The following is a 14,127-nucleotide window of genomic DNA, read 5'->3' on the forward strand; positions in this document are numbered from 1 at the left end:
CGGATGGACTTGGTTGTTGAATTACGACCCCCCGTAGTACGATCCGAGCATGGATGCTGTGAGCCTGGCACGGTGGCAATTCGGGATCACCACTGTTTACCACTTTCTCTTCGTCCCCATCACCATCGCGATGTCGATGCTGGTGGCGGTACTGCAGACAATCTGGGTGCGCACAGGCAAGGACGCCTACCTGCGGCTCACGAAGTTTTTCGGAAAGCTCTTCCTCATCAACTTCGCGCTCGGCGTGGTCACCGGCATCGTGCAGGAATTCCAGTTCGGCATGAACTGGTCCGAGTACTCCCGGTTCGTCGGTGACGTGTTCGGCGCCCCGCTCGCCCTCGAGGCGCTGTTGGCATTCTTCTTGGAATCCACCTTCATCGGGCTGTGGATCTTCGGCTGGGACAAGCTGCCGAAGAAGATCCACCTGATGACCATCTACATGGCGGCCATCGGCACGATGCTCTCCGCGGTGTTCATCCTCGCAGCCAACTCCTGGATGCAGAACCCCGTCGGCACCGTGTTCAACAACGGGCGCGCCGAGCTCGACGGTGTCGCCGGCTTCCTCGAGGTCCTCACCAACCCCGTGTTCCTCGTCACGTTCCCACACGTCATGGCGTCGTCGTACATGGTGGCCGGAGGCCTCATGGCCGGCATCGCCGGCTGGCACCTGGCCAGGATCAACCGGGACGGCGAGGCCAAGCCGGGCGACGCGGACACCTACCGGTTCGCCGTGCGCCTGGGCGCGTGGGTGCTGCTGGCCGCCTCCGTCGTCACGATCATCAGCGGCGACCTGCAGTCCAAGGCCATGACGCAGGTGCAGCCCATGAAGATGGCCGCGGCCGAGGCGCTGTTCAACACCGAGCGCAACGCGCCGTTCTCGATCGTCACCATCGGCAACCTCGACGGCACCGAGGAGGTCTGGGCCATCAAGGTGCCCGGCCTGCTCTCCATCCTGTCGGGCCACGAAGAGGTCAAGGGCATCAACGACCTGCGCGAGGAGTACACCACCGACGGCTTCCGGCAGTTCGACGGGACGCAGACCTCCATCCAGGAGCAGTACGCCGACGAACTCGCCGCCAACTACCCGGACATCGACCCGATGCCCATCGTCCCGGTGTCCTACTGGACCTTCCGGCTCATGATCGGCCTCGGCATGATGGGCATGGCCATCGGCGCGCTGACGCTGTGGGTGACCCGCAAGGACCGGCTGCCGAAGCCCGGACTGGTGTGGACCCTGCTGATGTTCGCCATGCCGCTGCTGCCGCTGTTCGCGATCTCGTTCGGATGGATCTTCACCGAGATGGGTCGCCAGCCGTGGATCGTCGCCGGAGTGATGCCGACGGCCGCCGGCGTGTCGCCGACCGCGAGCGTCGCGGAGGTGGCGTTCTCCATGATCGTGTACACGCTCATCTACGGCGGGCTCGCCGTGATCGAGGTGTGGCTGTTCCTCAAGTACGCGAAGGCGGGTCTGCCCGAGGTCGCGCCCGTCGAGGTCCAGACCGATGCCGACGCCCCGCTGACGTTCGCGTACTGAGAGAGACACCGAGATGACCACTCTGCTTGAAGCAACCGTCTCCGTCCCCGCGCTGCCCCTGGTGTGGTTCCTGCTCCTCACGGTGCTGTGGCTTGGCTACTTCTTCCTCGAGGGCTTCGACTACGGCGTCGCCATGTTGATCCCCGTCCTCGGGAGGAACGACAAGGACAAGCGCGTCATCGTCAACACCATCGGTCCCGTGTGGGACGGCAACGAGGTGTGGCTACTGACGGCCGGCGGCGCGATGTTCGCGGCCTTCCCCGGCTGGTACGCCTCGCTATTCTCCGGGCTCTACCTGCCGCTGCTCCTGGTGCTCGTCGGCCTCATCCTGCGCGGCGTGGCCTTCGAGTACCGCTCGAAGCACCCCGACAGCCGCTACCGGGCGATGCTGGACTGGTTCGCCATCGTCGGCTCGTTCCTGCCGTCGCTGGTGTTCGGCGTCGGGTTCGCCAACTTCGTCATCGGCCTCGCCAACGACGGCCTGCTGTGGAACGGCTCGTTCTGGGGGCTGTTCGGACCCTTCGCGCTGCTCGGCGGCGTGATGCTGGTGGTGCTGTTCCTGGTGCACGGCTCGGCGTTCATCGCGCTGAAGACCAAGGGCCACATCCACGAGCGCGCCGAGTCCTTCGGCTCCAAGGTGGGCTGGATCGCCACCGCGCTGGTCGCGCTGTTCGTGATCAGCCAGAACGTGTTCTACCCGGCCACCTCCGAGTTCGGCGACTTCTCCCTCATCGTGTGGGCCGTGGGCGTCATCTCGATCCTCGCCATCCTCGGCGCCACCGTGATGATCCGTAGCGGCCGCGACGGCTGGGGCTTCATTCTCACCGGCACCTCCGTCGTCACGCTGTTCGTCGGGATCTTCGTCAAGATGTACGGCAACCTGGGCTTCGCGCAGGACGAGGGGGTCGCCGTCGACGAGCGCCTCAACATCCTCAGCGCCGCGTCGTCGGACACCACGCTCACCATCATGACGTGGGCCGCGGTGATCTTCGTGCCGATCGTGCTGGGCTATCAGGCGTGGTCCTACTGGGTGTTCAGCCGCCGCATCTCGACGAAGAACATCCCCGACGAGGTGGTCGCGGCTCACTGAGGGAACCGTTGAGGGGCTGTGGGAGACTGGCCCGGTGGCAGGCCCGATCCATCCCAGACTCTTCCGCAGAGGCAGGGTCACGCGGTGGTTCATGGTGGCGACGGTGCTCGTCGGCCTCGCCACCGCCGTGCTGCTCATCGTCCAGGCCAGGGTCTTGGCGGACTGGATCACGCGCGCCTTCGATGCCCGGGCACTGCCGGTCGGCTGGCCCGGGGCGCTGGCCGCGCTGGCCGCCGTGTTCCTTGGCCGGGGGCTGCTCGCCTGGCTGAGTTCCACCCTGGCCCACCGCTCCGCGGCCGCCGTGAAGTCCCAGCTACGCCGCGACATCCTCGCCGCCCGCCTCGACACCCCCGTCGGCGCCACGTCGTCGGCCTCGCTGATCCGCATCGTCACGCAGGGCGTCGACGCGCTGGACGGCTACTTCTCCAAGTACCTGCCGCAGCTCGGCCTCGCCGCGACCGTCCCGTTCATCGTCGGCGGCGCGATCCTGCTGGCGGACTGGCCCTCGGCGATCATCGTCGCCTTCACGCTCCCGCTCATCCCGGTGTTCATGGCGCTCATCGGCTGGACCACGGAGAAGGCCACGCGGCGCAGCTTCGCGGTGGCGGACCGGTTGGCCAACCACTTCGCGGACCTCATCGCCGGGCTGCCAACCCTGCAGGCCTTCGCCCGGGCGCGGGCGCAGCGGCGCGGGGTGGAGCTGGGCGAGGAGCAGTACCGCGAGGCCACGATGAAGACGCTGGTCATCTCGTTCCTCTCGTCGTTCGCGCTGGAGCTGCTGGCCACGCTGTCGGTGGCGGTGGTCGCGGTGACGGTGGGGTTCCGGCTGGTCTACGGCGACGTCGACTTCACCACCGCACTCTTCGTCCTCATCCTCGCCCCGGAGGCCTTCCTGCCGGTGCGGCAGGTGGGCGTGCACTTCCACGACTCCGCCGACGGGGTGACCGCCGCCGACGCGGCGTTCGAGGTGATCGACGGCGCCTCGGCGCACGCCGGCACCGTGGCCGCGCCACGGGGAGGGGTACTGCGCCTCGACGACGTGGCCTACAGCTACCCGGGCGCGGCCACTCCCGCCGTGGAGGCCCTGACGGTCGAGGTGGCGCCCGGTGAGGTGGTTGCGTTGACCGGAGCCTCCGGCGGCGGCAAGTCGACGGCGTTGGCCATGGCGCTGGGGTTCCTGGCGCCGGCGTCGGGGCGGGTCTCCGTCGACGGCGTGGACCTGACGACGGTGAACCTCGCGTCGTGGCGGGCGCAGCTGGCGTGGGTGGCGCAGGAGCCGGGGATGTTGAACGGAACCGTGGGCCACAACGTCGCGCTGGGGTCGCCGGGTGCGACGGCCGAGGACGTAGGGCGCGCGCTGGCCGACGCCGGCGCGGACTTCGGGCCGGACAAGGCCGTCGGCGACGACGGCGAGGGCCTGTCCGCGGGCGAGCGTCGTCGCGTGGCGCTGGCACGGGCGCTGGTGCGGGTCCGTTCGGGCGCGCGGTTGCTGGTGCTCGACGAGCCCACCGCCGGGCTGGACGCCGAGACGGAAGCGCGGGTCATCGAGGCGGTGCGTGCCACCGGCGCAGGCGCGCTGATCGTGAGCCACCGGCCGGCCGTCCTGGCAGCGGCTGACCGGGTCGTCGTCGCGGCCGCCCCCGCCCCCACGCGTCCTGGCCCCACCGAGGGGGTGGCCCGCCCTGCCACGGTACCTGGGCGCCGCCCCGGGCCCGACGACGGAGGGGTTCGCCCGCGAAGCGGCGCGGGCCGTACCGACGGGTCGCCTCCGGCGGTCTGCCCGCCGGGCTCCCCCGCCAACCTCCTCCGCGACCTCCTGGCCTCCGTCCCCAGAGCCCGGTCCCGTTTCCTCCTCGCGATCCTTGTCGCCTCCCTGGCCTCCGCGTCGTCCGTGGCGCTCATGGGCGTGTCCGCGTGGCTCATCTCGTTCGCCGCGATGGCTCCCCCGGTCCTGTACCTGCAACCCGCCGCCGTGGGCGTGCGCGCGTTCGGCATCTCGCGCGGCGTGTTCCGCTACGTGGAGCGGCTCGTGGGCCACGATGTCGCCCTCCGTCTCCAGGGCGCGCTCCGCGTACGGCTCTACGACAAGCTGAGCGGCACCACGCTGATCGGGCGACGCCGCGGTGACCTGCTCACCCGCGTCGTGGCAGATGTCGCGGCCATCCAGGACCTCGTCGTGCGCGTGGTGATCCCGCTCGTCTCCGCCGCGACCGTCGTGCTGGCCGCGGTCCTCATCCTCGCGGTCGTCAACTGGCCCAGCGCCACCGCCCTGCTCGTCACGGCCCTGCTTGCCGGTGTCGTCCTCCCGCTGTGGACGCAGCGCGTGAGCCGTGGCGTGGACACGGCCGCCGTTCCCACGCGGGGGCGGCTGGCCGACGGGGTGCGCGAGCTGGCTCGCACGTCCGGGGATCTCGTGGCCTATGGAGCGCAGGGCCCCACGCTGAGCCGGCTGCTCGCCGTCGACGACGAGCTGCGCGCTCAGGAGGCGCACGGCGCCTGGATCCGGGGCGTGGCGACGGCGGGTCAGGTGGTGGCGGCCGGGGTCGCGGTGCTGGCGGCGCTGTGGTTCGGCACGGGCGCCGTCGCATCGGGCGAGCTCGACCCCCGGTTCCTGGCGGTCCTGGCGCTCACCCCCCTGGCGCTCCATGAGGTGCTGGCGACGTTCGCGCAGGCCGCGCAGACCTACACCCGCTCCCGGTCCGCGCTGGACCGGCTCGACGAGGTCCTGGCCGAGCCCGCCGTCGGCAGTGGAGACGCGGCGGCCGACGGCGACGGCGCGCCGGGGCTGGAGGTCACTGGTGTCGCGGTGGGGTGGCCGGGCGCCGGGCCGGTGCAGCACGGGGTGGACCTCGTTGTGGAGCCGGGGGAGCAGGTGGCCGTCGTCGGGCCCTCGGGTGTGGGGAAGACCACGCTGGCGGCCACGGTGATGGGCCTCATCCCGCCGCTGGCCGGCGAGGTGCGGCGCTGCGGCCGCGTGGGGTACCTGGCCCAGGACGCGCACATCTTCGCCACGACGGTCGCGGAGAACGTGCGGATCGGCAACCGCGACGCAACCGACGACGACATCCGCGCCGCCCTCGCCCGTGCCGGCCTGCAGATGGACCCGCAGCGGCGCATCGGCGAGGCGGGCATGACGCTGAGCGGCGGGGAGCGGCGGAGACTGGCATTGTCGCGGCTTCTGGTCGGCGCACCCGACCTCGTCATCCTCGACGAGCCCACCGAGCATCTGGACCGCGAGACGGCCACCGCGCTGATGGACGACGTGTGGCGCGAGTTCGCCGCGGTTCCGGTGCTGGTCCTCACGCACGACCCGGATCTGATCGCCCGCTGCACCCGCGTGCACACTCTGGCCGTCGCACCTGGCGAGCCTCCCGCTGCCGGTGTTGAGCCGGATCTGGATCTCGCGGGGCGTGGATCGTTCACATCGGGGCCGCTCGCGGGTTGAGCCTCGGATCAGGCTCGAGACACCCCGTCGAGAGCCGTGTCCGGCTCAAGACCAGTCAAGCAGAGCCGTGTCCGGCTCAACCCAAATGCCTGACCGCAGCCTTTGGCGCAGGGGGCACTATGGAGACATGCCAGAGCGAGGACGCCTGCCCGCCCTTGAGGGCCTGACTGCGGTAGCGGCCGGGCTGGGCGTGGGGCACGGCCTGTCGGCGCTCGTGTCGTCGGGCTCCTCTCCCCTCATCGCCGTCGCCAACCGGATCGTCGACCTGACCCCGACCCCGGTCAAGGAGTGGGCGGTCAGCACCTTGGGGACTGCGGACAAGGCCATCCTCCTCGCGGGTGTGGCCGCCGTCGTCGCATTGCTCGGCCTGGCCGTGGGCCGCCTCGCCACCCGCTCGCTGACAGGGGCGTGGGTGGCGGCCGGGGCGCTCGGGGCGCTGTGCCTGGTGGCCGCGCTCGCCGACCCTGAGGCCACGCCGCTCTGGGCCCTGCCGTCGGTGGCGGCGGTCGTGGTGGGCGGTGCTGTCCTCACCGCATTCCAGCGCGTCACCGCGGCGGCCGACGACGTGGCCCCGGCGGCCCTGAGCCGACGGCGGCTGCTGGTCGGCGCCGCCGGGGGCGGGGCGGCGCTGGTCGGGCTCGGCGCCGCAGAGCTCGTGCCCACCGTCGCGCCCGTGGGGCCACCCGTCCTGCCGGTGCCGCTGGACCCGCTCCCCGCCCGGGCCGCGGGACTGGAGTCGACGGTCGAGGGAGTGTCGCGGCTCTACACCCCCACACGCGAGTTCTACCGCATCGACACCTCGCTCAGCCCACCGAACCTCAGCTATCGCGAGTGGAGCCTGACGGTCGACGGCATGGTGGAGCGCCCGGTGACCCTGACCTGGGACCAGCTCGTGGCCATGGACGTGGTGGAGGCCGACATCACCATGTTGTGCGTCAGCAATCCGGTGGGAGGGGAGTACATCGGCGCCGCCAGATGGCTGGGCGTGCGGGTGGCCGACGTCCTGGCGCTGGCCCGCCCGGAGGCCGGCGCGGACATGGTGCTGAGCCGGTCGGTCGACGGGTTCACCATCTCCACCCCCCTCCAGGCGCTGACGGACGACCGGATGGCCCTGCTGGCCGTCGGCATGAACGGTGAGCCGCTCCCCCGCAACCACGGCGCGCCGGTGCGGCTCGTGACGCCCGGTTTGTACGGATACGTCGGATCGACGAAGTGGGTCACGGGCCTGACCGTCACCACCTTCGCCCGCGACAAGGCCTACTGGACCGTGCGGGGCTGGGGCGAGCGCGGGCCGGTCAAGCCGGCCAGCCGCATCGACGTGCCACGCCAGGGGGCCGCGGTGCCCGCCGGCCGCGTCGCCGTTGCCGGCGTGGCATGGGCGCAGGGGATCGGCATCTCGAGGATCGAGGTCCGCGTCGACGACGAGCCCTGGCGCGAGGCGACCGAGGGACCGGACGCGGGCGTCGACATGTGGCGTCAGTGGACCTATCCCTGGGACGCGAGCCCGGGCGAACACCTCCTCGCCGTGCGGGTGGTGGACGCCACCGGCACCCCGCAGCTGCCCGGTCCGGCCGATCCGTTCCCCGACGGCGCCGAGGGATACCACCAGATCAGCGTCACCGTGGAGGCATGAGGCGGCCCTGCGTCAGGAAGCGACCTGCGCAGCCAGCGCGCGACCCGCCTCCTCCGCGACCGCCGCCGCGTCCGTCAGCGCCCGCTCCCCCGCCAGGTCCCACAGCGACACGGCGCCTGCGAGCCCGTCGACGGGGGCGTCCAGGCGCCCGGCGATCACCGCGACCCTCGCGTCCCCGGCCAGCTCACGCACCACGGAGACCACCTTGCCGCCCGCGGACTGGCTGTCGAAGCGGCCCTCGCCCGTGATCACCAGGTCCGCGCCGACGAGCGCGTCGACCAGCCCCACAGCCTCCGCGACCGCGCGCGCGCCGGACTCCGTCGTCGCGCCCCACCGCTGCAGCGCGAACCCGGCACCACCGGCGGCCCCTGACCCCGGCGCCTCGACGTCGCCGCCCAGCAGCTCCGCGAAGCGCCCGACGTTGACCTCGAGCTCGTCGACGATCTCACCTCCGCCCTTCTGCGGACCGAACACCGCCGCCGCACCCAGGGGGCCGAGCAGCGGATTCGTCACGTCCGACAGGACCACCGCGCCGTCGGCCGGGGGCGGCACGATCACCGACAGGTCGACCGACGCCACCCGCGGCAGCGCCCCGTTGCCGGGCGAGGTGACCTCGCGCCCCGCGTCGTCGAGCAACCGCGCCCCGAGCGCCACCAGCAGCCCCGCGCCGGCGTCGGTGGAGGCGCTCCCGCCGATGGCCAGCAGCAGCCGCGACACCCCGGCCTCGATCGCCGCCCGCACCGCCATGCCGAACCCGGTGGTATGCGCGCCGCGGGGATCGAGCGGATCCAGGCCCTCGATCCCGCACGTCGCCGCCAGCTCGACGACCCCCGTCCCGTCGGGCAGCCGCAGCCACGACGCTTCCCGCGCGCGCCCCACCGCGTCCACCACCCGCACCGGCATCCGCTCGGCACCTGGCACCGCGGCGAACGCCTCCAGCGTGCCCTCCCCGCCGTCGGCCATGGGATGGAGTGCGACGGTGTCGCGCGGGCGGACGTGCAGCCAGCCGGCGGCGATCCGTGCGGCCGCCTCCGCCGCGGTCAGCGTCCCCTTGAACGAATCGGGCGCGATCACAACGTGCATGGCCGGAAGCCTAGAGGGCCGACGGCGCCGCGGTGAGCCGATAGAGTGACCGGGTGACCTCTCCCGCCGCCGAGCCTGGCCGCCGCCTCAAGGTGGCCCAGTTCACGGACAACTACGGGCCTGGCAGTAACGGGCTCATGTTCGCCGTGCAGCAGCTCGAGGGCAATCTCCTGGACGCCGGCCACGAGGTGATCGTCGTGGCCCCGGAGACCAGGAGCCCCAACCCGCACCACGGCCGCCCCGGCCGCACGGAGATCCGGCTGCCCTCGGTCCGGGTGCCGAAGATGCCCACGCGCGTGGCCAACGGCCGCCACTTCGAGCGCACCATCGATCAGATCGCCGAGATGCGCCCGGACGTCCTCCACGTGCACGGGTTCGGCACCGTCGGCCTCCTCGGCACGTGGGCCGCGCGCCGCCTGGGCATTCCGATGATGATGACCTGGCATACAGACTTCGACGCCTACGCGGACCACTACTCCGCCGTCCTCCCCCTGCTGACCGGGGTGCTGCGGGCCTTCGCGCGGATCACCAAAGGCCAGTTCGTCAGCGCGGAGGACATCCGGCTCGCGGAGATCCGCTACGAGGACCGCGGCCGGTCCACCGCGTCGCTGCTGAGCGTCTGCGAGAAGATGCTGGAGACGGCCACCCTCATCACCACGCCGTCGCCCAAGACGGCCAAGCGCCTCCGTCTCATCACGCCCGACGCCAACATCCTCGTGGTGCCCAACGGGGTGGACCCGCTCCCGCCCGGCCCGCCGCCGTTCCCCCACCCCGACGGTCCACTGGTGCTGTACGCCGGGCGGATCGCGCCGGAGAAGGGCATCCCGCTGCTCGCTGAGGCGTTCAACCTGGTGCACGCGCAACGCCCGGATGCCCGGCTATGCGTCGTGGGGGACTGGGAGCGCTACACGCGCATCAAGAAGGTGCTGGCCGAGGGCAAGGCGGCCGGGAAGATCATCCTCCCGGGTGAGCAGAAGCGCGACGCGCTGGGTGCCTACTACGGCATGGCGGACGTGTTCGCGTTCCCCAGCCTCACCGACACCCAGGCGCTGGTGCTGCACGAGGCCGCCCTGGCCGGGCTGCCGATCGTGAGCGTGGACCATGAGCTGCAGCTGGTGATCGAGCCGGGGGTCAACGGCGAGATCACGCGCCCCACCGCCGCGTCGCTGGCCGCCGGGCTCATGCGCGTCATCGACCGGCTCCCCGACGAGGCCTGGCGCGCGCGCGCCTCTGCACGCTCCGTCGAGCTGGCGTCGCAGTGGACGATCGAGTCCCAGGCGGCCGAACTGCTGAGGCTGTACGCCGAGGTCGCGGCCACCCGCTGAGGCGCGAGGGCGGCCTCCACACTCGCACCCCGCACGCTCCCACCCGCGCCTCACCGTGCACGACACGCCGCGACACTCGCACTTCGAGCCCCTCCATGCGCCCGAAGTGCGGAAAGGCCGTCTATTCGTGCACGACGGCGATCCCTACGGCCCGGTCATGTCCCCCGGGACGACCCACGCGTCGAAGTCCTCGCCGGTCAGCCCGTTGGCCAGCGCCGACTCCCGCAGCGACGTGCCCTCCTTGTGCGCCTGCTTGGCGATCTTGGCAGCCTTGTCGTAGCCGATGTGCCGGTTCAGGGCCGTGACCAGCATCAGGTTGGTCTCCAGGTTCTGCTGGATCCGCGGCAGGTTGGGCTCGATCCCGACGGCGCAGTGCTCGGTGAACGACAGGGCCCCGTCGGCCAGCAGCCGGATGGACTCCAGCACGGCGTGCGCCATCACCGGCTTGAACACGTTGAGCTGGAAGTTGCCCTGGCTACCCGCGAAGCCGACGGCGGCGTCGTTGCCGAACACCCTCGCCACCACCATGGTGAGCGCCTCCGACTGGGTGGGGTTGACCTTGCCGGGCATGATCGAGCTGCCGGGCTCGTTCTCCGGGATGTTCAGCTCCCCGATGCCGTTGCGCGGGCCGCTGGCGTACCACCGGACGTCGTTGGCGATCTTCATGAGCGCGTCGGCCAGCACCCTCAGCTCCCCGCTGACCTCCACGAGCGAGTCATGGGCGCTGAGGGCCGCGAACAGGTTCTCGGCCTGCCGGAACTCCAGCCCGGTCTCCGCGGTGATCTTTTCGGCGGCCAGGCGCCCGAAGTCGGGGTGCGCGTTCAGCCCTGTGCCGACGGCGGTGCCGCCGATCGCCAGGTCCCGCGCCCGGCCGTCGGCGTGGCGCACGCCCTCGACGGCGAAGTCCAGCTGCGCCACCCAGCCGCCGAAGACCTGGCCCAGTCGCACCGGAGTGGCGTCCTGCAGGTGGGTGCGGCCCACCATGATCACGTCGTCGTACTGCCCCGCCTTGGCCGCCAGCACGTCGCGGAGCCGGGCGATGGCCGGATAGAGCCGCTCGTTCAGCTCCGTCACAACCGCGATGTGCATGGCGGTGGGGAAGGTGTCGTTGGAGGACTGGCCCCGGTTGACGTCGTCGTTGGGGTGCACGGGCGTCTTCGAGCCGCGCACTCCCCCGGCCAGCTCGATGGCGCGGTTGGAGATGACCTCGTTGGAGTTCATGTTGGACTGGGTGCCGGAGCCGGTCTGGAACACCACCAGCGGGAAGTGGTCGTCGAGGCGGCCGGCGATCACGTCGTCGGCGGCCTGCGCGATGAGCTCTGCCCGGTCCGCGGGGAGCTCACCCAGCTCGGCGTTGGCCTGCGCCGCGGCCTTCTTCAGCACGCCGAGGGCGCGGATCATGGCGCGTCCCCAGACGAAGGTGTCGCGGCCGATGTCGAAGTTGTGCAGGCTGCGCTGCGTCTGCGCGCCCCAGTAGCGGTCGTCGTCGACCGGGACCTCGCCCATGGAGTCGGTTTCAATGCGGGTGCTCATGGGCCCAACCTACCCGCGCCGGTGGTGCGTCACGGCACAAAAAAGAGCCCGACCGCTGCCCTTGGGGGGGCGGCAGCGGTCGGGCGGTCTTTGGTGACACCATCGGGTGTCGCGCTAACAGTACCCGATCCGGGGCCTCTCGCGCGCGCTCCCGGTACTGGGTTTTCGGGGTCCTTGACCCTTTCTTGACGCGGGATGACAACACCCCCAGTCAGCGGGCCTTGACCCCCCGGAATCCCTTCAACCGAAGGCTGTTCAGGACCACGAAGACGCTCGAGAAGGCCATGGCCGCGCCGGCGATGATGGGGGTCAGCATCCCCAGCGCCGCCAGGGGGATGGCGGCGGTGTTGTAGCCGAACGCCCACACCAGGTTGGACTTGATGGTGCGCAGCGTGGCCCGCGACAGCCTCACCGCGTCGACGGCGGCCATGAGGTCGTGCCGCATGAGCGTGATGTCGCCCGCCGCGATCGCGGCGTCGGTCCCGGTGCCCATCGCGATCCCCAGGTCCGCCTGCGCGATGGCCGCCGCGTCGTTGACGCCGTCACCCACCATGGCCACCTGCCGGCCCGCGGCCTGCAGTTCCTTGATCGCCGCGACCTTGCCCTCCGGAGTCACCCCCGCCCGCACGTCGTCGATGCCCACCTGGGCGGCCACCGCGCGGGCGGTGCGCTCGTTGTCCCCGGACAGCAGCACCGGATGCAGGCCCAGCGCCTTGAGCTCGCGGATGGCCGCGGCTGCGGACTCCTTGACGGTGTCGCCCACGATGATCCGGCCGAGGATGCGCTGCTCATCGGCCACCTCCACGACGCTGCCCACTTGGCCTGCCTCCCCTGCCATCGGGGCCAGCCCGAGGTCCGCCATGAAGGCGGCGGAGCCGGCGAAGACCGCACGCCCGTCCACCACGCCGCGCACCCCGCGCCCGGGCACGTTGACGAAGTCCGTCACAGCCCCCGGCCGCTCCACCTCGGCGACGATGGCCTGGGCGATCGGGTGCTCCGAGCCGGACTCGACGGCGGCGGCGAGCTCCAGTAGCTCCTCGCGGGTGACGCCGTCGGCCGGCTCGACACCGGCCACGGACATCTGCCCGCTGGTGAGCGTGCCGGTCTTGTCGAAGACCACCGTCTCCACCCGGCGGGCGCGCTCCAGCACCTGCGGCCCGCGGATCACGGTGCCGAGCTGGGCGCCGCGGCCGGTGCCCACCATCAGAGCCGACGGCGTGGCCAGGCCCAGCGCGCACGGGCAGGCGATGATCAGCACGGCGATGGCCGCCGACAGCGACATCGTCACCCCGTTGCCCACCAGCAGGTGGCCGGCGAGCGTGAGCGCGGCGATCACCAGCACGATCGGCACGAAGATGCCGGAGACCTTGTCCGCGAGGCGCTGCACCTCGGCCTTGCCGGTCTGCGCCTCCTCCACCATGGCCGCGATCCTCGCCAGCTGCGACTGGGCGCCGACGGCGGTGGCGCGCACCACCAGCCGCCCCGTCGTGTTGACCGATCCGCCCACCACGGATGCCCCGGGCTCCACCTCCACCGGCAGCGACTCGCCGGTCATGATCGAGGCGTCGACGGCGGAGCGCCCCTCCACCACCTCGCCGTCGGCCGCGACCTTCTCGCCCGGCCGCACCACGATCAGGTCCCCCACGCGAAGGGTCTTGACGTCCACTAGGCGTTCGCCGCCGTCGACGACGACGGTGGCCTGCTTGGCGCCCACCTCCAGCAGCGCGCGCAGCGCCGCCCCCGACTCGGTCTTGGCGCGGGCCTCGATCCATCGGCCCAGGAGGAGGAAGGAGATGATGGTGACGGCGGCCTCGAAGTAGATGAATCCGCGGGCGTCCTGCCGGCTGAGGCTGAGCGAGAACTCGTGCGTCATCCCGATCATGCCGGCGTGGCCGAAGACCATCGCGTAGAGGGACCACGCGTAGGCGGTGAGCGTGCCCATCGAGACCAGCGTGTCCATGGTGGTGGTGCCGTGGCGGGCGTTGGTCCACGCGGCCTGGTGGAAGCCGCGGCCCAGCCACAGGACCACGACGCTCGAGAGCACCAGCGCCACCCACTGCCATGCGGGGAACTGGAGGGCCGGCACCATGGAGACCACCACCACCGGCACGCTGAGCGCGAAGGACCACAGCACCCGCGGCTTGAGCGCGGCCGCCTCGTCGGCCTTCTCCGCCTCCGGGACCGGCAGCGTGGCGCCATAACCCGCCTGAGCCACCACTTCCATGAGCCGCTGCGCGGTGATGCCCGTGGGCGCCTCGACGGTGGCCCGCTCCGTGGAGTAGTTGACGGTGGCGGTGACGCCGTCGACCTTGTTGAGCTTCTTCTCGATCCGGGCCGCGCAGGAGGCGCAGGTCATGCCCTGGATGTCGAGCTGGATGGTGGAACCGGCCATGGCAGGCCCTTTCCGGATTCAGGGCGCGAAGGTACGCGCGGACACGGTGAAGGTGATGGGGCGCCGACGGCGGCGCTCAGGCGGGCGGGATG

General features: G+C 71.5%; 8 protein-coding genes. 5 read left to right on the forward strand and 3 right to left on the reverse strand.

The window, feature by feature from the left end:
- Positions 1-49 precede the first annotated feature (49 nt).
- From ACX1D0_RS11805 to ACX1D0_RS11820, 4 genes are all read left to right on the forward strand, one after another.
- A complete protein-coding gene (locus ACX1D0_RS11805) occupies positions 50-1,534 on the forward strand; it encodes a cytochrome ubiquinol oxidase subunit I (protein ID WP_459018126.1) in 1,485 nt (494 codons plus the stop codon).
- Between the two features lie 13 nt (positions 1,535-1,547).
- Positions 1,548-2,624, forward strand: coding sequence for a cytochrome d ubiquinol oxidase subunit II (cydB, locus tag ACX1D0_RS11810; RefSeq protein ID WP_459018127.1), 1,077 nt, complete (start codon positions 1,548-1,550; stop codon positions 2,622-2,624).
- A 34-nt stretch (positions 2,625-2,658) separates the two neighbouring features.
- A complete protein-coding gene (gene cydD / locus ACX1D0_RS11815) occupies positions 2,659-6,069 on the forward strand; it encodes a thiol reductant ABC exporter subunit CydD (RefSeq protein WP_459018128.1) in 3,411 nt (1,136 codons plus the stop codon).
- A gap of 127 nt (positions 6,070-6,196) precedes the next feature.
- Positions 6,197-7,702: a molybdopterin-dependent oxidoreductase gene (locus tag ACX1D0_RS11820; RefSeq protein ID WP_459018130.1), complete on the forward strand. Its 1,506-nt coding sequence runs from the start codon at positions 6,197-6,199 to the stop codon at positions 7,700-7,702.
- 12 nt (positions 7,703-7,714) lie between these two features.
- Here ACX1D0_RS11820 and ACX1D0_RS11825 read toward each other — a convergent pair whose 3' ends face one another.
- Positions 7,715-8,785 carry a glycerate kinase gene (locus ACX1D0_RS11825; protein ID WP_459018132.1) on the reverse strand — a complete coding sequence of 357 codons (1,071 nt, stop codon included), beginning with the start codon at positions 8,783-8,785 and terminating at the stop codon, positions 7,715-7,717.
- A gap of 53 nt (positions 8,786-8,838) precedes the next feature.
- Here ACX1D0_RS11825 and ACX1D0_RS11830 point away from each other — a divergent pair, with 53 nt between their 5' ends.
- Positions 8,839-10,110, forward strand: a complete 1,272-nt coding sequence (locus ACX1D0_RS11830) for a glycosyltransferase (protein ID WP_459018134.1) — start codon at positions 8,839-8,841, stop codon at positions 10,108-10,110.
- Positions 10,111-10,254: 144 nt separating this feature from the next.
- Here the strand turns inward: ACX1D0_RS11830 and fumC are convergent, their stop codons facing one another.
- Together fumC and ACX1D0_RS11840 are read right to left on the reverse strand one after the other, a co-directional pair.
- A complete protein-coding gene (fumC, locus tag ACX1D0_RS11835; protein WP_459018135.1) occupies positions 10,255-11,643 on the reverse strand; it encodes a class II fumarate hydratase in 1,389 nt (462 codons plus the stop codon).
- A gap of 211 nt (positions 11,644-11,854) precedes the next feature.
- The gene (locus tag ACX1D0_RS11840) at positions 11,855-14,035 is read right to left on the reverse strand and encodes a heavy metal translocating P-type ATPase (RefSeq protein ID WP_458995293.1); all 2,181 of its coding nucleotides are present in this window, start codon (positions 14,033-14,035) and stop codon (positions 11,855-11,857) included.
- Positions 14,036-14,127: the final 92 nt, after the last annotated feature.

This window comes from Tessaracoccus pujii (assembly GCF_054483895.1).